Annotated in this window: 18 protein-coding genes and 2 pseudogenes; 8 read left to right on the top strand and 12 right to left on the bottom strand. The window is 55.6% G+C overall.

Going from position 1 to position 19,450, the window contains the following annotated elements:
- Positions 1 to 97: 97 nt before the first annotated feature.
- The 3 genes and pseudogenes from BOW53_RS12995 to BOW53_RS01095 all read left to right on the top strand — a co-directional run.
- Positions 98 to 586, top strand: a pseudogene (locus tag BOW53_RS12995) (aldo/keto reductase); the annotation flags it as partial.
- Positions 587 to 1,368: pseudogene (locus BOW53_RS12990) on the top strand (DUF6064 family protein). It abuts the pseudogene before it with no gap.
- A gap of 89 nt (positions 1,369 to 1,457) precedes the next feature.
- Positions 1,458 to 1,955, top strand: a complete 498-nt coding sequence (locus BOW53_RS01095; RefSeq protein WP_078485688.1) for a TlpA family protein disulfide reductase — start codon at positions 1,458 to 1,460, stop codon at positions 1,953 to 1,955.
- A 225-nt stretch (positions 1,956 to 2,180) separates the two neighbouring features.
- On the opposite strand, the gene BOW53_RS01090 is transcribed toward BOW53_RS01095, so the two are convergent.
- From BOW53_RS01090 to BOW53_RS01060, 7 genes are all read right to left on the bottom strand, one after another.
- Complete coding sequence (locus tag BOW53_RS01090) at positions 2,181 to 2,756, bottom strand: c-type cytochrome (protein ID WP_172838719.1); 576 nt, start codon at positions 2,754 to 2,756, stop codon at positions 2,181 to 2,183.
- A gap of 304 nt (positions 2,757 to 3,060) precedes the next feature.
- A complete protein-coding gene (tsaB, locus tag BOW53_RS01085; RefSeq protein ID WP_078485686.1) occupies positions 3,061 to 3,744 on the bottom strand; it encodes a tRNA (adenosine(37)-N6)-threonylcarbamoyltransferase complex dimerization subunit type 1 TsaB in 684 nt (227 codons plus the stop codon).
- 72 nt (positions 3,745 to 3,816) lie between these two features.
- On the bottom strand, positions 3,817 to 5,745 hold the full coding sequence (yoaA, locus tag BOW53_RS01080) for a DNA repair helicase YoaA (RefSeq protein ID WP_078485685.1): 1,929 nt from the start codon (positions 5,743 to 5,745) through the stop codon (positions 3,817 to 3,819).
- 42 nt (positions 5,746 to 5,787) lie between these two features.
- Positions 5,788 to 6,285 (bottom strand): hypothetical protein, encoded by a 498-nt coding sequence (locus BOW53_RS01075; protein WP_078485684.1) that lies wholly within the window; start codon positions 6,283 to 6,285, stop codon positions 5,788 to 5,790.
- 82 nt (positions 6,286 to 6,367) lie between these two features.
- A complete protein-coding gene (locus BOW53_RS01070; protein WP_135606939.1) occupies positions 6,368 to 6,892 on the bottom strand; it encodes a hypothetical protein in 525 nt (174 codons plus the stop codon).
- Positions 6,889 to 9,273, bottom strand: coding sequence for a penicillin-binding protein 1B (gene mrcB / locus BOW53_RS01065; protein WP_078485682.1), 2,385 nt, complete (start codon positions 9,271 to 9,273; stop codon positions 6,889 to 6,891). Before mrcB ends, BOW53_RS01070 begins: the two co-directional genes overlap by 4 nt.
- Before the next feature lie 42 nt (positions 9,274 to 9,315).
- The gene (locus BOW53_RS01060; protein ID WP_078485681.1) at positions 9,316 to 10,023 is read right to left on the bottom strand and encodes a L,D-transpeptidase family protein; all 708 of its coding nucleotides are present in this window, start codon (positions 10,021 to 10,023) and stop codon (positions 9,316 to 9,318) included.
- Positions 10,024 to 10,191: 168 nt separating this feature from the next.
- On the opposite strand from BOW53_RS01060, the gene BOW53_RS01055 reads away from it, so the two are divergent.
- From BOW53_RS01055 to BOW53_RS01040, 4 genes are all read left to right on the top strand, one after another.
- A complete protein-coding gene (locus BOW53_RS01055; protein ID WP_078485680.1) occupies positions 10,192 to 11,937 on the top strand; it encodes a 2-oxoacid:acceptor oxidoreductase subunit alpha in 1,746 nt (581 codons plus the stop codon).
- On the top strand, positions 11,930 to 12,766 hold the full coding sequence (locus BOW53_RS01050) for a 2-oxoacid:ferredoxin oxidoreductase subunit beta (protein WP_078485679.1): 837 nt from the start codon (positions 11,930 to 11,932) through the stop codon (positions 12,764 to 12,766). The genes BOW53_RS01055 and BOW53_RS01050 overlap by 8 nt, the downstream gene beginning before the upstream one ends.
- Entirely contained in the window at positions 12,763 to 13,086 is a 324-nt protein-coding gene (locus BOW53_RS01045; protein ID WP_078485678.1) for a ferritin family protein, read from the top strand. The genes BOW53_RS01050 and BOW53_RS01045 overlap by 4 nt, the downstream gene beginning before the upstream one ends.
- A gap of 205 nt (positions 13,087 to 13,291) precedes the next feature.
- Positions 13,292 to 13,729, top strand: coding sequence for a hypothetical protein (locus BOW53_RS01040; RefSeq protein ID WP_078485677.1), 438 nt, complete (start codon positions 13,292 to 13,294; stop codon positions 13,727 to 13,729).
- 18 nt (positions 13,730 to 13,747) lie between these two features.
- Here BOW53_RS01040 and BOW53_RS13625 read toward each other — a convergent pair whose 3' ends face one another.
- Together BOW53_RS13625 and BOW53_RS13620 are read right to left on the bottom strand one after the other, a co-directional pair.
- Entirely contained in the window at positions 13,748 to 14,134 is a 387-nt protein-coding gene (locus BOW53_RS13625; protein ID WP_342748380.1) for a fumarylacetoacetate hydrolase family protein, read from the bottom strand.
- A complete protein-coding gene (locus BOW53_RS13620) occupies positions 14,067 to 14,555 on the bottom strand; it encodes a fumarylacetoacetate hydrolase family protein (RefSeq protein ID WP_342748379.1) in 489 nt (162 codons plus the stop codon). Before BOW53_RS13620 ends, BOW53_RS13625 begins: the two co-directional genes overlap by 68 nt.
- A 160-nt stretch (positions 14,556 to 14,715) precedes the next feature.
- Here BOW53_RS13620 and BOW53_RS01030 point away from each other — a divergent pair, with 160 nt between their 5' ends.
- Positions 14,716 to 15,327, top strand: coding sequence for a riboflavin synthase subunit alpha (locus BOW53_RS01030; protein WP_078485693.1), 612 nt, complete (start codon positions 14,716 to 14,718; stop codon positions 15,325 to 15,327).
- A gap of 67 nt (positions 15,328 to 15,394) precedes the next feature.
- Here BOW53_RS01030 and BOW53_RS12985 read toward each other — a convergent pair whose 3' ends face one another.
- The 3 genes from BOW53_RS12985 to BOW53_RS01020 form a co-directional block, all read right to left on the bottom strand.
- On the bottom strand, positions 15,395 to 15,652 hold the full coding sequence (locus BOW53_RS12985; protein ID WP_245831922.1) for a CBS domain-containing protein: 258 nt from the start codon (positions 15,650 to 15,652) through the stop codon (positions 15,395 to 15,397).
- Complete coding sequence (locus tag BOW53_RS12980; RefSeq protein ID WP_245831920.1) at positions 15,653 to 15,844, bottom strand: CBS domain-containing protein; 192 nt, start codon at positions 15,842 to 15,844, stop codon at positions 15,653 to 15,655.
- A gap of 396 nt (positions 15,845 to 16,240) precedes the next feature.
- Positions 16,241 to 18,322 carry a FimV/HubP family polar landmark protein gene (locus BOW53_RS01020; RefSeq protein ID WP_078485676.1) on the bottom strand — a complete coding sequence of 694 codons (2,082 nt, stop codon included), beginning with the start codon at positions 18,320 to 18,322 and terminating at the stop codon, positions 16,241 to 16,243.
- Positions 18,323 to 19,450: the final 1,128 nt, after the last annotated feature.

Below are 19,450 nucleotides of genomic sequence, written 5' to 3'. Positions count from 1 at the left end.
CGCTCTTTCCCGGTACTCCGGGGAATATCTTCTTCCTCTAGTCATAAGGCCTATCCTCTCAAGAAGTAGACCCTCCGACAAACCCGGGGCGATTCAATGGGGCGTGGATCGTTTTGACCTGCTCCAGGTGCACAACATGCTCGCCTGGGAAGAGCACCTGGAGACCCTGTTTGAAATGAAAGAGCGGGGAGCAGTACGCTATGTGGGCATCACCACTTCCCATGGGCGACGCCACTCATTGCTTGAGAGGATCATGCGCGCCTGGCCCATCGACTTCGTCCAGGCCAGTTACAACATTCTCGACCGTGAAGTGGAACAGCGCATCCTCCCCCTGGCCGCTGAACGGAACATCGCATTCATTGCCAACCGCCCGTACCAGCGAGGTGCCCTTATCGATCAGGTAAAACGGTATCCATTGCCAAAGTGGGCAGGATCACTTGACTGCACGGACTGGGCCTCGTTCCTGCTGAAATTCATCGTCTCCCACTCCGCGGTCACCTGTGCCATCCCGGCCACCAGCCGCGTGGATCACATGACGGAAAACATGGGTGCACTGGTTGGCAGGCTGCCGGATGCCGGATGCCGGATGCCGGATGCCGGATGCCGGATGCCGGATGCCGGATGCCGCCATGCGCAGTCGTATGATTGCCCATGTCGAGGCATTGCAATGACCGAGTGGGCAAGTTATTCATTGCACGATCTACTGCTTTTCTCCCCGGGCGTCTATTTTCGTCTCTATGAACTCAACAATGCTGCCCTCTGGCCTCTTCCCGTGGCCATGATCCTCATTGCGCTCGCCCTGATTGCATTGGCAGTGAGAAAAGATGCCCGACTTGGGGGAGTCATCGGCACCTTGCTCGCATTGTCCTGGGTCATTGTCGCCTGGTGGTTTTTCTACCAGCGCTACGCTCAGATCAACATGGCAGCGACCTGGTTTTCTATCGGCTTCGCCATGCAGGCTTTGATGCTGTTCGTTGCAGGAATAGCAGGAAGCCTTGATCATGACCGTACCACCCGCCGCTTCACAACCAATCTGGGCGCCTTGCTCTTGACCTATGCAGTAATGGTCCATCCGCTTGTCAGTATCCTGCCTGACCGCCCCCTGGGCAGCATGGAACTGTTCGGCCTGGCCCCCGATCCACCGCCCTTGCCACGCTGGGCATTCTGCTGACAGTGCGCAGAAAAATACCCTGGTTACTTGTGTTGATTCCTCTCTTGTGGTATCTCATCAGTGGCCTCACCTACCTGGCGATGGAAATACCCCATGGGCTCATGGCGCCTACCGCAGCGATTATTGCCATGACCGCCAAACTACTGGCACAAAACACAGCCCCTGCCGTAGCGCACCATCAAGAACGAGTGAAATAAAAAACGGTGTAACCGGGTCTTTTCTTCAAGCTTCCCTGTTTCAGAAGAAGGCATGGGAATACCTCGAACACCTTGGTGGAGATTAAACAATGTTCAAAAGAATGAACCCGGTTATCTGGGGGCTTTTTGCAATGCTGGTTGCGGTCCAATCCGTCGCGGCGTCCTCACTCGATACCCTGGGTGCCGGCACCCAGGCGTTGGACAAGCACACAGGCAAAGGCAAATGGCTGGTAGTCATGTTGTGGGCTTCCGACTGCCATGTGTGCAACGAAGAGGTCGAGCAATACAACGCTTTTCACCTGAATCGCCATGACAAGGACGCTGAGGTACTGGGTGTCTCATTGGATGGACGGCAAGGACAGGCCGATGCAGAGTCCTTCCTGCAACGCCATGATGTAAAGTTTCCCAACCTGATTGGCGAACCGGAGCAGGTTGCCCGTCTCTACAACCAGCAGACAGGATCTCGCTGGATCGGTACGCCCTCTTTCCTGGTGTACTCACCGACAGGTGAACTGATGGCAAGACAGGCCGGTGCCGTACCCGTTGAACTGATCGAGTCCTTCATCAGTAAACACGCCGCGAAGTAGAGAATTTACAGAAATCGCCTGAGCCGTGGAGCGGCACTGTAGGAGCGCTGTCCTCAGCGCGATTTAGCATTCGATGCCTGATCGCCCGGAGGACCAGGCTCCTACCTTGAGCAATCGCAATGATCCGTTGTTGTCATGGACGGGAAGTTCGATTGTTTTCCGAAAACCTGCGATGAACAAAAAAGGGCGCCGTTGGCGCCCTCTTTTTCTGCTTACAAGTAAAGTTTACTTCAAGCTGGCTAGGTAGGTGGCTACTGCCTCCATATCCTCGTCGTTGAGCTTCAGTGCAACACCGGACATCCAGGGATTTGTACGACGACCTGTACGGTCACAGAACTCCTTCAGCATCTTGGCCACGTAGTCATATCGCTGGCCTGCCAGTCGTACATAGCCCTCCTGACCTTTCCCGTCAGCACCGTGACAACGGCTGCAGGTCTCTTTGTAGAGATTTCTTCCCTGGGTCATCAGTCCCAGCTTGCCACCGCCGGAGGCCTTCATCTCCATGCTGGAGTAATAGAGGGCAATCTTGATCTTGTTCTCTTCGGAGAACGACTTGGCCAACGCACTCATGAAGAAATCGTTACGCTGTCCATCACCGAAACGCTTGAACTGGTCGACGAGATAGACCGGGTTCTGCCCCGCCAGGTTGGGCACCAGCTCTTTTACAGCGATGCCGTCGTCACCATGGCAGGTCTTACAGAGAACGGTGCGCTCTCGGCCTGCTTTTTTCATTTTTTCCAGGCCATCCTTGTCCATCTCTATCTGCTCGATGCGTGCTTCCAGCCGTTTCCTGAGTTCCATAATCTCCTGGGTTTCCCCAGTCTCAGGACTCTGCGCCCAAGCAGCGGAGCATACCACTCCAGACATTACCAGCACCGCTGCTGCCTTCCGAAACAAACGCATAACCCCCCTTCGGATCTACTGTTGTTTTCACTGAACGGGACGGACTTCTCCAGTTGCCGATCAATGGACTTCCTTGCTACCCGTAAAGCGCCTATTCCACCACCTAAATGCCTTTGTAACAAGTAATTCGAGGCATTTTTTTACTATTTTTTAACCAATCATCCATTCGATTTTGATCATCAATTCAAAATCTTAGACTCATTCATGATTTCGGCTTGGACGCCACCTGGTCCCGAAGGTAGATGGGCAGTGCCTGCTCGGCACCTACCGCCTTACCATTTTCAAAACCCATCACGCCAAGTGATGCCACATCATGGGCACTGCAGTAAAGATCCGAAGTGATAGTAATCAGAGAGGAACCAAGACGTGCTTGTAGATCATCACCATAGGTTCCCCAGCCAGTACCGACCCCATGCCACTCCCCTCCCTGGGGCAAGGTGACATTTTCCGGGGAGCCGACCTGGTCGGGGATACAGGGCTGAACGAGATCCTGCGGACCCACTTCGTAACCTCCCCAGTAGACCTCACCCATTCTCGCATCGAAGGCCGGGAGCAGCTTTCGATACCCCTGTTCCCGGTAATGGCGTTGGGCGAGGGCCGCCAGGGTAGAGACAGGAACGACCGGCAGATCGACAGCAAACGCAACCCCCTGGACCACGCCGGTGGCCACTCGGACACCGGTGAAGGCCCCGGGGCCCCTGCCGAATGCCAGGGCATCGAGTTGTGAGAGGGTGATATCCGCATCCGCCATCAACGCGTCCATCATGGGCAGAATGAGTTCCGTGTGTTTCCTGGGAACCACCTGGTAACGCGTTGTAACTTCCCCATCGATGTAGAGCGCGGCGGAGCAGGCTTCTGTGGCAGTTTCAATGGCAAGCAGTTTCATGGCACGCCATTGTAATGGCTAATCGGTTTCTTTCATAACTTACGGCTGAACCATGCCGCATCCTGAATACTTTCATGCAGTGTCCGCAATCTCATCATCGAAGAAGCGCTGCACATCGGCAATATCCCGGGTCCGGGCCATGGGCGGCATGCTGTCGAGAAAGGTGTGGCCATAACCCCGCTTCAGGAGCCGTGGATCACAGATCACGAGCACACCCCTGTCGGTGACGTCACGGATCAGGCGCCCGACCCCCTGCTTGAGCGCAATCACCGCCTGGGGCACCTGGAACTCCATGAACGGATTCCCGCCCCTTTTACGCAGGGCATCGATCCGGGCCTGCAGCACGGGATCGCCCGGGGACGAAAAGGGGAGCTTGTCGATCACCACGCAGGAGAGCGCCTCACCACGCACATCCACTCCCTCCCAGAAGCTGGCTGTACCCAACAGTACCGCATTGCCCAATGAACGGAACTCATCCAGCAGCTTGGCCTTGGGGGCACTGCCCTGGACCAGCAGGGGATAGTCGAGTTTGGATTCCAGCAGATCCGCTGCTAGGCGCAAGGCACGGTGGCTGGTAAAGAGCAGGAATGCACGACCCTTGCTCGCCTTCACCACTTCGCTGGCGATCTCCACGATGGCCTCGGTATAGCCATCGCCTGAACGGGGATCGGGCATCCCCCTGGGAACGAACCACAAGGCCTGGTTGGGATAGTCGAAGGGACTGTCCCAGCGGGCGGTGGCGGCAGAGGCGAGACCGAGCTGGGGCTGAAAATGGTCGAAACGCTCCCCCACGGCAAGGGTGGCAGAGGTAAAAATCCAGCTGCCGGGATGGCGCTCCATCTGGGCCTGAAACATCCCGGAGATATCCAGTGGCGTGCGGTTGAGACGGAAACTCTGGCGATGGGTCTCGAACCAGCGGATATCGTCGGATTCCTCGTCGTTGCGAATGCTGGTTAGCACCTCCTGCATCTGCTGGCATCTGGCCAGGCAACTGTCCAGTCCTTTGCCCCGTCCCTGTATTGCCTCCAGCAGGTCGGCAAGCCCCTGGAGTTCGCCATCCAGCTTCTCCAGGGTACCCATGATGCGGTGGTCGGCGCTGATCTCCTTCCAGGCCCCCCTGCGGAGATCCAACCCAAACACCAGGCGCAGGTCGCGAACCGTCTTGGAGAGTGAAGCGGTCTTCTCGGTTATCTCCTTGAGATCGCCGGCCTCGCGGTGATACTCCGTCTCGGTATCCTTGGCCAGTTCCAGGAGCTGACGACCACTGAGAGTGACCCCGAAAAAGTTGCTGGCAACCTCGGGCAACTGGTGAGCCTCGTCGACGATGAAACAGTCGGCACCGGGCAGCAGTTCGCCGAAGCCCTCCTCTTTCAAGGCAAAGTCGGCACACAGCAGGTGGTGGTTGATGACTACCACATCGGCTTCCTGGGCGAGCCGCCTCGCCTCCACCAGGTGGCAGGTACTGTAGTCGCTGCACTCCTGTCCGATACAGTTGTCCGTGGTGGAGGTCACATAGGGCCAGATCTGGGCATCTTCCGGGATGTCGTTGAGTTCAGCGATATCCCCGCTTTTGGTACGCCCGGACCAACTCTTGATGGTCATCAACTGTCCGACCATCTCTTTTGAGCGCAGCCGGCCCTCGAGCAGCGTGGTCTCCATGCGGTGGATGCAGAGATAGTTTGAGCGTCCCTTGAGGAGAGCGACGTCCGCGGGTACCGCAAGGGCATCCCGCACCAGCGGCAGATCGCGATGGAAAAGCTGGTCCTGAAGATTCTTGGTGCCGGTGGAGACAATCACCTTCTGCCCGGACACCAGTGCCGGCACAAGGTAGGCGAAAGTCTTGCCGGTACCGGTACCCGCCTCGCTGATCAGAACACCGCCCTGCTCGATGGTCTCCGTCACGGCCTTGGCCATGGCCTCCTGCTCCGGACGGTATGCAAAACCCTCCACACTTTTGGCCAGGATGCCATCCGGCCCCAGAACTTCCTCAATATCGATCATCTGGAGTGGATATCTGCATCGTGTTAACAGGCATCGATGGGCTCAGCCAGCCTGGTTGTCCCAGACCTCCGGCTCGAGACCCTCTTCCCGAGTCCAGGCCAGGCGGCCGATGATTTTGAAACGTGCCACCGACAGGGCGCCGCGTTTCGCCCGGCTGCTGCTGGCCTTGTCGATGTATTCCAGCAGGTCATCCCGTTCGGCTTCATAGATTTCGAAGGGCTCGTAGCTCTCATCCATCAGCACAAGCACCACCGCGTCCCAATCCTGCTCAACCTTGAGTTGACCGATACGCTGGCCGGATTTGCTTTCATCGAAGATGGTGCGGCTCTTGATCTGGATCTTCAGACCATCACGGGCCGGGTCGATGGCGTCATAGCCCACTGCACCCTCGTCTGCGGGCTCCAGTTCAAGCAGGTGTATCCCGTCGTGGAGTGCAATTTCGTTGCTGATGCCGGGCAGGGGCTTGCCCATGGTACGGCGATACTCAGCCGCCAGCTGGCGCGCCTGGGTAATCAGTTTGTTTGCCGCGTAGAGGCCCATATCCCGCCTGTGAGTTCCCTGGATGGATTTATCATTTACCTGGATTGTATCTCATATCGCGAGACAGTGTTCGAGATGCAATTTAGTGCAGCATCCGGGCCTTGCGCTCCGCGGTCCTGGCACCCGCAATATCACCGACAGACCGGCGAGCGTCGGCAATCAGCAGCCAGTTGTCCCGCTTCAGCTGGATATCGCGGCCGGCCAAAGTGTTGGACTTTGCTGCAAGGTCTGCGGCCAGCCCCCTTTGTCCCTGGGCATAGCGCAGGTGAGCCAGGCGGTTCCACAAATGAGCGTTGCGCGGCTCTATACGTAAACCCCTTTCGATGGTGACCACCGCAGCCGCCAAAGCGCCCTGGCGCTCCTGTTTCGCTGCCTGGTCCATCAAGGATTGTACTGCACGGCTGTGAACCGGTTTTAGAGGTGGCGGCTCGGGCGGCTCATAGGCCCTGATCTGTATTCCGGTCTCCTCCGCTGGCCGGACTTTGACCTCTTCCTGCTGTACCGGTTCGGGTTTTCTCACAGGGGCTGCCCTGTCAGACGGCGTGGAGACACAAGCCGACATCAGGAGGCTACCCAACGCGGCGATCACAAGTGGTGTTGCTTTCATTCAAAAAAACTCCGAAAAATTCTGCCGAGGGATCCCCCGCTTTCGCCCACGCAGGATGAGGTGGCAACAGGTGCCGACCCCACGATGAAAGGATACTGTCGTGCCTCGCTGCAGCCCTCGTCTGCACGCAGTCCCGACTGGGGGTCGATCCAGACCAGTTCCACCGACTCCGGGCGAATCAACTCCAGCGGCTGCGGATTCATACGACGCATCATATCACCCCATACCTGGAGAGCACCGCTGCTGCCCGTAAGACCCGCCGGTTTGTTGTCATCCCGTCCAACCCACACCACGGCAACCCGATCACCGCTGAATCCTGCAAACCAGCTGTCACGCAGTTTATCCGTGGTACCGGTCTTGCCCGCAATATTGAAACGTTGGGGAAGGTAGGCGGAGAGACCTTTACCGGTGCCGCTTCTGACCACCTCCTGCAGATTCCGATTCAAGAGATAGACCGGCCCTTCGGGAACAGCCTGGTGGACAGTCAAGGGATAACGCTGCAGCGGCTGACCATCGGCCGCCTGCACCTCGCGAATCGCCCTGAGGGGAGAATGGAATCCACCGGCGGCAAAACTCTGGTACAACTGGGCAACCTCCAGGGGAGAGAGGGAGACCGCACCAAGCAACAGGGCAGGCACCGGATCAATGGGCCTACTGATCCCCAGTTCAGCCAATACATCCAGAACCTCACCAAGACCAATATCCAACCCCAGGCGCACTGTGGAGAGGTTGTAGGAGTGCGCAAGCGCCTGGTGCAGGGGGACCTCACCATGAGACTGGCGGTCGTAATTCCGGGGGGACCACCCCTTGCCATCACCACCGCGCACGGTGAAGCGGCTGTCATCCAGCTGGCTGATAAGGGTGTACTTCTGCGAATCCATCAACGCCGCAAGGTAGACGGCGGGCTTGACCAGGGAGCCGACGGGGCGCACCGCATCCAGTGCACGGTTGAAACCGGAATAGCGGGACTTTCTGCCGCCGACTACCCCAAGGATCTCGCCGTTCTGGGAGTCCAGTACAACCGCCGCACCCTCTAGTTTTTTCGCCGGCAGTTTATGCCGATTCTCCAGGCGCTTGAGGCTACCTGCCACGGCCTCCTCTGCATGTTTCTGGATCCAGGGATCGAGGGTGGTGAATATACGCAGCCCTTCGGAGTTGAGGTCCTCTTCCCGGTAGTCCCGGTGGAGCTGTCGCCGCACCAGGCCCATGAACGCGGGATAACTGCCCCGCCCTTTGCCTTCCATGGAAGTCACCCCGAGTGAAGCGGCTGAAGCTTTCTTTGCCCGGGCAGCAGTGATCGCCCCCTGGTCCGCCAACAGCTGCAGTACCAGGTTGCGTCTTTTCAGGGCCCGTTCCGGATGGCGGCGCGGATCGTAGTATGAAGGCCCTTTCACCATGGCTACCAGCAAGGCCAGCTTGGGCAGGTCAAGCTCCTTCAGGTGGCGATTGAAGTAGAAATGACTGGCCAGCCCGAAGCCGTGAATAGCGCGTTGCCCATCCTGGCCCAGGTAGATCTCGTTGGCATAGGCCCCCAGGATATCGTCCTTCTCATAATAGGCATCCAGCAGCAGCGCCATCACCGCCTCGTTGAGCTTGCGCCAGAGACTGCGCTCCCGGGTCAAATAGAAGTTCTTCACCAGCTGCTGGGTCAGTGTACTGCCGCCCTGCACCACCCCCCCGGCACGCATGTTGACCCACACGGCACGTGCAATCGCTTTGGGATTGACCCCATGGTGACGGTAGAAATCACGATCCTCCACCGCCAGCAGCGCTTTCACCAGCAGGTCAGGCAGGTCTTTGCGCTGCACCAACACCCGGTCTTCGTTGTGGGCCGGGTAGATGCTGCCTATCTCCGGGGCCTCGAGCCGCACCAGTGGGAGCTCACCCCCGCCTACTTTCCGGATTGTGGAAAGCTGATCGGCCTTGAATCTGAAATCGAGATAACGGGCCGGCTCCTTGCCATCCCAAAAGCTGAAGGGCCGGGTACGCACCAGAAACCGGTTACCGTTGCGCGACCAGGAGGCAGCCTGCTTGGGGTGACTGACTTTGCTGTAGCCGAGCCGTTTGAGTTCCGATGTCAGCTGGACGGGTGTCACAGCAGCCCCTGGATAAAGCTCCAGGGCACGGCCGTACACCCTGGCCGGCACCGCCCAGCGTTTTCCCTCGAACTTGGTCCGCACCTGGTGGTCCAGGTAGAGCACATAGACCCCTGCAACCAGGCTGAAGAGAAAGCCAAGGGCGATAAACCGCAGAAGCCAGCGGCCTTTTGTGGATTTCCGTCTGCTACCGCGACCGCCTCGCTTGACCGCCCTGCTGCTACGTTTCCGTCCCTTTGGAGTACGGGTGCTTTTTCGCCTTTTTTTTACGGGAGCTTTTGCCATTAACCTTGAGATGAGAGCTGTTTTATGGAGACGGTATAACGGCTACTTTTTGTGCAGCGGAAATCTACGGATGTTGAATGCGATACGCTCATTGAGCTCCCGCACCCAGTAAGGTGCATCCAGTGCCAGGGGTTCCAATGGGCGAAAGCGGTAATCCTTGGGGGAGATCAGTACCGAGACCTTGTCAGTACCCAGCAGTGCAGTCATGACGAAGAGTTCCTCCATCGCATTGTCACCCACTGCCAGGCAGCCCCTCGAGACGGCTTTGCCATGTATGAAGATATCACCTCCAAGATCGGTCCTGCCTTCAATTTTTGCCTGGGCCAAGTCAAACGCATTGGGATAGTCCAGTTTCATGGAGAGATGGTAGCTGCTGTTGGGATTCAGCTCGGTTATCCGGTACAGCCCCTCAGGCACCTGCCGGTCACCTTCACGCAGCTTGGGCCCCTTGATCCCACTCATACCCTTGATGCGGTAATCCCGCACATGCTTCCAGGTACCATTATCCAGGGCCCAAAGCTCAAGCAGCCGGGTATCCTTCAAGGCGAGCAGGGTCACCTCCTGGGGCGGCCAGTTGACACCAGCGAACTGAAATCTCGGCATCAATCGGGCGGCAGCCTTGTCGCCGTACTGCATAACGACATCCCAGACCGAACGCTTTTCATTTGCCGATTCCGCAGGTTCCGCCAAGGCCTGCAGGTTGAACAGGCACAATAGTGCAATCAGGGCTATTCTTCTGGTGGTATGCATGTTGATTGTCCGCAAACCTTCCCTTGGATGGGGCCTTTTTCAGATTCAATGGAGCAATCATATCAAACCGTTCTTACGAAATGACGATTTATGTCATATTCCCGGAACCCGGTTTCAGGTCATACTTGAACAGAGACAAAAGCTGACACGGAAATCAGTGAGATAAGAATGAACAAGACAAACGTCAATCACCCTGACACTCTATCGGCAGCAATCACCGGCTCAGGCGGCAGTGGAGTCGTCACCGCCGGCCAGATGTTGTTGAAAGCGGTTGCCGCGGCCGGGCTTTTTGGATTGATGACCCGCTCGTCTGGCCCCCAGATCCGGGGCGGAGAATCAGCCGCCATGTTGCGGCTTGGGGTCAAGCCGGTCAACAACCTGGACGACAAGTTCGATATTCTGCTCGCCTTCGACTGGCTGAACGTAACTCGCTTTGTTGACGAAATACCGCTGCAGCCCGGCAGCCTGATCATCCGCGACCCCGATGCAGGGGAGGTCCCGCCAGAACTTGCAAGCGACGATATCCAGGTACTGGACGCTCCCCTGAAATCCCTGGCCAAGACCATAGACGGTGGACGCCCCAACATGATCGGCCTGGGTATCCTGGCCAAGTTGCTCGGCCTGCCGGAAGCGGCGCTGCGCCAAGTGGCAGCAGAACACCTGGAGAAGAAGGGGGAAAAGGCGGTAGAGGCCACCCAAGCCTGCATCTCTCTCGGTCACACCCAGGAGTGGAGCGAACTGCCAATCTCCCCCCTGGAGCCACCGCATACACCACCCGTGCGCTGGAATATCTCTGGCAATGAAGCGAGCTGCATGGGAGCGGTCCGCGGCGGGGTACGATTTGTCGCCGCCTATCCCATTACACCGGCCAGCGAGATTCTTGAGTGGCTGGCACCCAACCTGGAGAAACTGGGCGGTTCGCTGCTGCAGGCCGAAGATGAGCTTGCCTCGGTGAACATGATTATCGGCTCCTCCTTCGGCGGTGTGCCCAGCCTGACAGCAACCTCGGGCCCGGGACTCAGCCTGATGATGGAGGGACTGGGCCTGGCAGTGACCAGCGAGACCCCACTGGTCGTCTCCAACGTGATGCGCGGTGGCCCTTCAACCGGCATCCCCACAAAGTCGGAACAGTCCGACCTGAATATTGCGCTCTACGGTTTTCACGGTGATGCGCCGCACCTGGTTCTTGCGGCAACCAACATCGGCGACTGTGCATTCACTACCCAGTGGGCCGTCTACCTGAGTGAAGTGCTGCAGACCGTGGCCATCGTCCTCAGCGACCAATCACAGGGACAGGCACGGTCGATCATCGAGCCTCCCGCCGAGCCGAAAGAGGCCTACCAGCGGCTGCTGGCCAAGTCCCCCGAGGAGGAGAATCACTACCAGCGTTACGCACTGACCGAAGATTGCCTATCTCCCATGTCCATTCCGGGAACCGAGGGCTGCATCTACACTGCTGACGGGCTTGAGCACAATGAGCGGGGAACGCCCTCGAGCATGACCGAGGATCATCTCCTCCAACTCGACAAGCGCCGTAACAAAATCGATGGATTCGACTACGGTGAGGCGTGGGCCGATCTTCAGGGCGAGGGGGAGAACTGCATTATCACCTGGGGCTCGTCATCGGGCGCTGCATTCGAAGCGGCCCAAAGGCTGAGCCAGGCAGGCGTTCCCACCCGTGCCCTTGCCTTGCGACTGCTGGCTCCGCTGCAAAAACAGAAACAGCAAAACACCCTCCAGGGTGTTTCAAACGCCATTGTCGTGGAGCAGAACCATGGGGCCCAGCTTTATCACTACCTGAATGCCAACCAGCTCCTTCCACCGGGCACCCGCTCCATGGCACAGCCCGGTCCGTTGCCCATACGCCCAGGCGATGTAATGGCGATGATGACACAGGAGGCCGACAATGACTGAAACCCAGACCCAACCGGCCTTGAAAGCCAAAGACTATAAATCGGACATCAAACCCGTGTGGTGCCCGGGCAGTGGACACTTCGCTGTGCTCAGTGCCCTGAGCAAAGCGCTGGCTCACCTGGCACTGAAACGGGAGGATGTTGCGATGGTCTCCGGCATCGGCTGTTCTTCACGTCTGCCCGCATATACCGAAGTCTATGGATTCCATGGCGTGCATGGCCGTGCACTTGCTGTTGCCGGCGGCCTCAAAGCAGCACGCCCCGACCTGACGGTTATCGCTGCAGGTGGTGATGGTGACGGCTTCTCCATCGGAGGCAACCACTTCCTGCATGCCTGCCGACGAAATATGGATATCACATACATCGTGATGGACAACGAAGTCTACGGCATGACCAAGGGGCAGGCCTCACCAACCACCTCCCCCGACTGGTCAGCGAGCAAACTCACGCCTCACGGTCCTGGTGTACCCAGCTTCAATCCAGCTGCGATTGCACTTGCTTCAGGCGCCACTTTCATTGCACGCGGCTTCTCAGGCGATCCCAACAAGCTTACACAGATGATCGTGGAGGGGATCCAGCATAAAGGGTTTTCCTTCATCCACGTGTTCAGTCCCTGCACCACCTTCCGCCCTGAACAGAAAGGCTGGAAGAAACAGGTCCACGAATATGCCGAAGAGGTTACCGCCAACCCTGTGAAGACCGCCCAAGGCCTGCAAGCCGACGACGGCATGGGTACCGGCTTGATTTACAGGACCGAACTGCCCCCGTGGCAACCTGCATACGATGCGATTTGCGAACCCTCAGCTCTTGAGAAGGAGTTCCAGGTATGAACAGCGCAACGACAACAACCCTGATCGAGACCGTGGAAGAGTTTCTGGCCCATGCGATGGAACTTGAACTGGAATCGGTGGAACGCTACGAGCAACTGGCCGACAGCATGGAGGTTCACAACAATATCGATACCGCCAACCTGTTCCGCAAACTGGCACATTACGGGCAGAAGCACGCCCACGAAGTCGAAGTGCTTTCAGCCGACATGACACTGCCGGATCTGCCGCCGTGGGAATTCAAAATGAACAGCGCGGCAAGGATTTCTACGCCAAGGTTGCTGACAGCTCACCTAACCCCGAAGTGCGGGACCTGGCACTGAAATTCAGCGAAGAGGAGCAGGAGCATATCGAATTGATCAGCAAGTGGAAGGAGAATCTCTGAGACCCATCACACCAACCCCAGGAAGACCTTGATCCACCAAACATGCCGGAATAGCATTCCCTTGGAACCTGTTTTCCGGCACTGGCACCCAAGGCAAGCTATACTTGTTAGTGGACGCCCATTAAGGGCGTAGGGTTGTTTTGATGTGGATTTTTATCAGCAACATCCCTGAAGGCATAAACCATCGGGATCTGACCCGGTTCATCGACAGAAGCTTGAATCCCGGAATGAAAGGTTCGCTTTCACCCAACAGAAATCAGGTACCCCACTGTGAACTGATGCGCATCACGGACCGTGATACAGGGCAGCGACAAGTGCACTGCCTCGCCGAAATCACACCCGAAAATATCCTTATGCATGTGACCGAGCAGCTCAACGCCAACTTGCTCAACGGCAAGCAATTAGAGGTTCACAAGTATCAGCACCGTTCACCCAACAAGGATCGTCGTAAGCCCGGTTATAACGGAGGGGCACACTTTAGCCTTGAAAAGCGTTGGCCAGATCGTCGCCACCACAACCTGAGTATCGAGATTCTTGACCTGCCGAAACGCCCGACAGACCCGCTGCTTGGTACAAACTGACTCCAGGGTTCGTTGACACTAATCGGCTGAAGACACACTGTTCTCCAGTGTACCGATGTGCTCTATTTCGATCCTTACCCTGTCATTATCCGATAAATAGACCTGCGGATCCCTGACGAAGCCCACACCCGATGGAGTACCTGTCAGTATCACCGTGCCCTGCAGCAGTGTTGTATCCTGGCTCAACAGGTGGATCAGCCGGGCGATTGGAAAAATCATGTCGCTGGTGTTGCCGTCCTGCATCACTTCGCCATTAAGAAAGCAACGCGCCCCAAGGTTCTGAGGGTCCGTAATTTCATCCGCCGTTACAAGCACTGGACCCAAGGGACAGAAGGTGTCAAAACTCTTGCCTTTTATCCATTGGCCACCACCCCCATGCAGTTGCCACTTTCGTGGCGGACACATCATTGGCACAGGTGTAACCGAGAACGTACTCAAAAGCCTCGGCTTCCGGTACATTGCGTGCCGGCCTGCCGATAACAACGGCCAGTTCGGCCTCATAGTCCACTTCCGGTCCATGACGACTGCATGCAGGCAACTTGATATCGTCCCCCGGGTGACACATCGAACCGGTTGGCTTCATGAAAATATCCGGGTTCTCTGGAAGATCCAGTCCGGTTTCCGCAGCATGCTCCCTGTAATTGAGACCAATGCAGAAGATATTGACGGGCTCAAGAGGAGCAAGTCGCTTATGGAGGGCAACAATCTCTCCTGTCTCTTGCACACCATCCCATAGATTCCCCTCGAGCAGTTCTGCCGTCAGTGTATCTATCTCTCGTCCCAGCCTGATCTCTCCGGCACTATCCATAAAACGGACTATTCGCATACAGCCTCCAGGAAGTCTCTCGCTAAGCAGTAATGAAGAAACACACCAGTTATCAAGCGACCAATGGTTCGTCGTCGATCTCAAGTCTACTTCTACTTGAGCTCTTGATATCTGCCATGCATGTTAGAATGGCTGGTCAACGGAAGCGAGAGGTATGTCCATGTTTACAGGTATCGTTCAGGGTACTGCAGAGGCTGTCAGCATCCTGGAGAAAAAAGATTTTCGCACGCACACCATCCGCATGCCCGAAGATCAACTCTCCGGATTGGAGCCGGGCGCCTCGGTTGCCCATAACGGCTGCTGCCTGACCGTGGTCAGCATGGAAGATGACCTGGTGAGCTTCGACCTGATGCAGGAGACACTGCGCATTACCAATCTCGGAGAGCTTGTTACCGGTGACCGGGTAAACTTTGAACGTGCCGCAAAATTCGGTGACGAAATCGGCGGACACCAAATGTCCGGCCATATCATCTGCACTGCAGAGGTGACACGAGTCATCGATAGCGAAAACAACCGGCAGGTCTGGTTCAGGATGCCATCCGACCTAATGAAGTACGTTTTCACAAAGGGTTATATCGGCATCGACGGCATCAGCCTCACCATAGGTGATGTGGACAACGACGAATTCAACGTCAACCTGATTCCGGAAACACTGACCAGAACCAACATGTCAGCCAGACAGCAGGGCGACCGGGTGAATATCGAAATCGACCCCCAAACCCAGGCTATTGTTGATACCGTTGAACGTGTATTAAATAACAGAAACAAATAAAAAGGGGAGCATCTACTCCCCCTGCCTTTATCCTGTTAAGCATCACCAGGATGGTGATGCCAAGCCCTTATTTAGACTTGTCGCAGAGACCGCTGGTAATGTTGGTTAGATAGATCGCTTTGTGAATATCACCCAGGCTGAGCATGCCAACCAGCTTACCGCCATCAGAGACCGGGATACGGCGGAACTTGTGCCGCACCATGGTAGTAGCTGCTCGCAAGATATGATCATCGGCGGATACGGTAATAACGCTGCCAGCCATCAGGTCCTTGACCTTCAGGTTTACGACTTCTTTATAACGCCCCATCATGTCATCCAGATCCACTTATCCGAATCCTGCACTCATCATCTCTTCCAGTGTCGGAAACATGCGATGCAGTACATCTTTCTCGGCAATAAACCCAACCATCTTATCGTCTTCCAGCACTGGGAGACCGCTATAGCGGTAGAGACACATCAGCGAGACCACTTCCACCAGGTCAGTATCTGGAGTTACAGTCCGCGGAGCCCGGCTCATTATTTCTTTAACCTGCATGTTCTTGTTCCTCATTTGGTGTTACTACAACTCCGGCTTCTTTATTAGTGGCCGATTATGGAAGTCCTCTTTGCAACGAATATTTCTCTCCGATGCCATCTTCCTTTACACACATATACTACATCCCGACCCAAAGAAACAGATCAAGATTTCTAATAGCCTCAATCAAAACATGTAACCCGGCGACCCAATGCGCTGTGAAAAATAAAACCTGCACCAAAATGCAACAATCTCAGCATTACATGCAGACTACCTGTTCGGCGGATTATTTGTGACAAGAAAAAAAAGCGATATTTATTTCGAATAGATCTCAATAAATATCGCTTTCTAATAAAGTAATATCAGCATATTCCGGACTGGCTGATATTTTTTCAGCCGCTAACTTTTCGGCTCGTCCTTGTCCTCATCATCAAGATCCAGCTTCATGTCCGGAATCGAAATTTCATGAGGATCCGGTTGTTTCTCTTTCGCACCGGGATCCATCTCGATGGGGGGTATCTTGTCGTCAGGCATCATCAGATCATCGACTGAAATATCGATATCATCGACTTCCTTTGAGAAAAGATTAGTATCCTCATCAATAGGCGGCATCACGCCCTCTTCAAGCTCGGCCGGGGCCTCTTTCCTTTTGCCTTCACCTGACTTCAGCAGTCTGTGTTCAGGTACCAGTTCCTGGGCCATACCCAGCGCACGATCCTGCAGATCTGCCGGACCGGCAGCAAGCAGCGGATAGATCTCATCCAGGTAACTGCTGAAGCTTTCCCTGTCTTTTCTGAATGAGTAGATCTCGAGCATCTTCAGTTTCAGATCAAGATTGTCAGGGTGCTGATTCATCGCACCTTGAACAAGGGATTCCGACTGGCTGTAACGACGATAAGCGAGGTAGATATCAGCCTCGGTCAGCACTGAGGCCACATCTTCACCGCTCCCAATCGGCTCTTCTACTTCAGGTGTGGACTCTTCTTCGGGAGGGGGCGCAGGCCCTGGTTCAGCATCTTCAAACAGACCACTAAGAAAAACATCTGCCGCTTTCTCTTCTGGGGACTCCTCCTCGTCCATGTAGCCTTCGAGCACTTCAGCGGTTTCATCATCCTTGGCTTTAGCGTTGCGTCGTACCATCAATACAATCACAAATAAGACGAATAACCCGATTCCAACCATAAGTACCAGGTTCCAGAAATCGGTTTTATCCTCTTCCGGCCCAGGGGCCATCTCGGTTTCAGGCTTCTCAGCCACCGGTACGGTTGCATCGACACCGCCAGGCGACTTCCGCTCTTCGATCTCGGCCACACCCTCGCCACCGATCTTACCCTCGGGATCGACACCCGTGCTCGCGCTCTCCAGCTGCTGCCTCAGATCCTCAATCGCCTGGTTTTTCTGATCAAGGGATTTGCGCAGAGCTTCGATTTTGGCCTCCAGGGCACCTCTCAGTTCATCCAGGTCCTGGTTGATCTCCCGAACAGCTGCGAGATCCTCTGCTGAATCTGCGATGGCTGCTTTCAGCCTCTCTTCATCGGTTGCAGGGAACTTTTTCTCGTCAGGGGTAACAGTTTCTGCCAGCTGCCACTCCTTACCTGTCTCCACAACCTCGAGCCTGTCCGTTTCCTCTTCGACAGCCGGCGTCTCCGGTGCCTTCTCCGGGACCTTTTCCACAACAGGCTCAGGTGCCGGTTTGGGCGCTGGTTCCTGCACTACCGGGGGAGCAGGTTTGGCAGGCCTGGGCTTGGCACGCATCGCCCTCCACTCCCGGGTCTGCTGCCTGAAAACCGCCCTGGCCTCCTGCCTGCTCATCTCTCGAGCCGTAGCTGAATCGGGCAGCTGTAGAATTGATCCAGCCTTCAGCAGATTTACATTATTGCGATGAAACGCATCAGGATTGACCCTTTGCAGGGCCATCATCTGTTGTTCGATGGAGATGCCTATATCAGCACGGGTCTTGTCTGCAATAACCCAAAGGGTCTCAGATCTGCGAACCTGATAGGTCTGCTCCCGTGGAATCGGTTTTGGCGCCTCTACACGGGGCTGTTCAGCCCTTGCCGGCCTGGAAGGAGCCACCATGGCGGGCTTTATTACGGGTGGATCCAGGAGAACAGCATATTCTCTGATAATGGTTCCACCATGCCACAGTACCTCGACAAGGAAGTTGAGGTAGGGTTCGCGTACAGACCTGCGGGTCGTAGCCTCGATGTAGGCATTGCCATACTCATCCATCATCGGATTAAAACGCAACTGGGTCAGGTGGTACGGACGATCGACTCCCGCTTTGTTGAATGCGTCTGCGCCCGCCAACCTCACCTTGATGCGATCGAGATCTACGGCTTCAACAGATAGCAACTGGATACGAGCATTGAGGGGATGATTGAGTGCAGACATGACCTCTATGTCACGTAACCCCAAAGCCCACAGAGAAGAAGGCGCCAAAAGCAGTATCAATGCCCAAAAGGATCTTTTGTTGATCATTTATTCTTGTCTCACCCCTGCATAGTATTCTTCTACGTACTCAGAGGTCCCCGGTTGTCCCTGAGGAACCTGTCCCATGTGTAAATAAATGATTTACATCCTTAAGATATTCTAACCCATATTGCAGGTTTTGTGCTTTATCCATAGTGCTTAACAGCAATTATAGGCCTTAGTTTAAAATATAATGAATTTTCTTATAAACACTGCATTAATACTTTAATTCCAATCATATTTTGGTCTCGGCGGCACTTCACGCTCGACAATCCGGTATCCGGCAGCCTGGAGACGTCGGGATATCTGTTCAAACACGGACCGGATGGTGGGGTTGAGATACTTCACGGTTCGTTCCAGTTGCCGGGAAGACAAACTAATATCCCTGTCGCATATATCGACACCGAGATTAAGCCTTGCTGCAAAGTGCAAAAGCTGTTCGACAGGCCCGGCTATATTGTGATCCTTGTTGTGAACTGGGAAAGTCAGTTCAGGTTTTTATCATCATGTTCTTGTTGTTCCGGAAAGTGGTATCGCGCTTCCAGGTCCCCTACCCCGCTCTCCTTTTTGATTACCGCTTCTACGATCTGAATGCCCCCCGTCCAACCGCCTGTGACGGTGAGTGTGACAGCAGAATCCCCATCATTCGTCTTTGCAGGCAGGACATCAAGGTCGCTCGAAATCCAGCCATGCTGAAATCAGGACTATGGGCAAGCGTTCGAAGATATGACTCTGTATGACCGTAATACCTGGAAGTATGGAAAAACAACTCTTCGACGTAAGAAATGAACCTGGAATGACAATCGGGATAGCGAACGCCGCATACTGTTACCGGGCCGGATGCAGGCCTGAGAAAAGACTGCCTTGCCTGCCTGACCTTGAATGAATGTATCGACGACCGGTGAATCGCCTTGCAGATACCGAACCTGAGGCTAGGTCCTGAAAACTTGGTTTTCACCCGCTGCGTGAGAAAGCGGCTTTGTGATCGCCAGGTTAAATGCATTCAGCCCACCCTGATCTGTCTGAACACCTTCCCTGGCGACAACGGATATCCCTGTGCCGGGCATACGCCTGGATAGCTCGTGGAGATTCCTCAATCATCCATCCAGATACCCCCTGATTTTAGACCATCACCAT

The sequence above is a fragment of the Solemya velesiana gill symbiont genome (genome assembly GCF_002020805.1).
Taxonomy (GTDB): domain Bacteria; phylum Pseudomonadota; class Gammaproteobacteria; order Chromatiales; family Chromatiaceae; genus Sedimenticola_A.
Note: the sequence above shows the minus strand (reverse complement) of the source record. Positions and strands in the feature narration are given on the sequence as shown.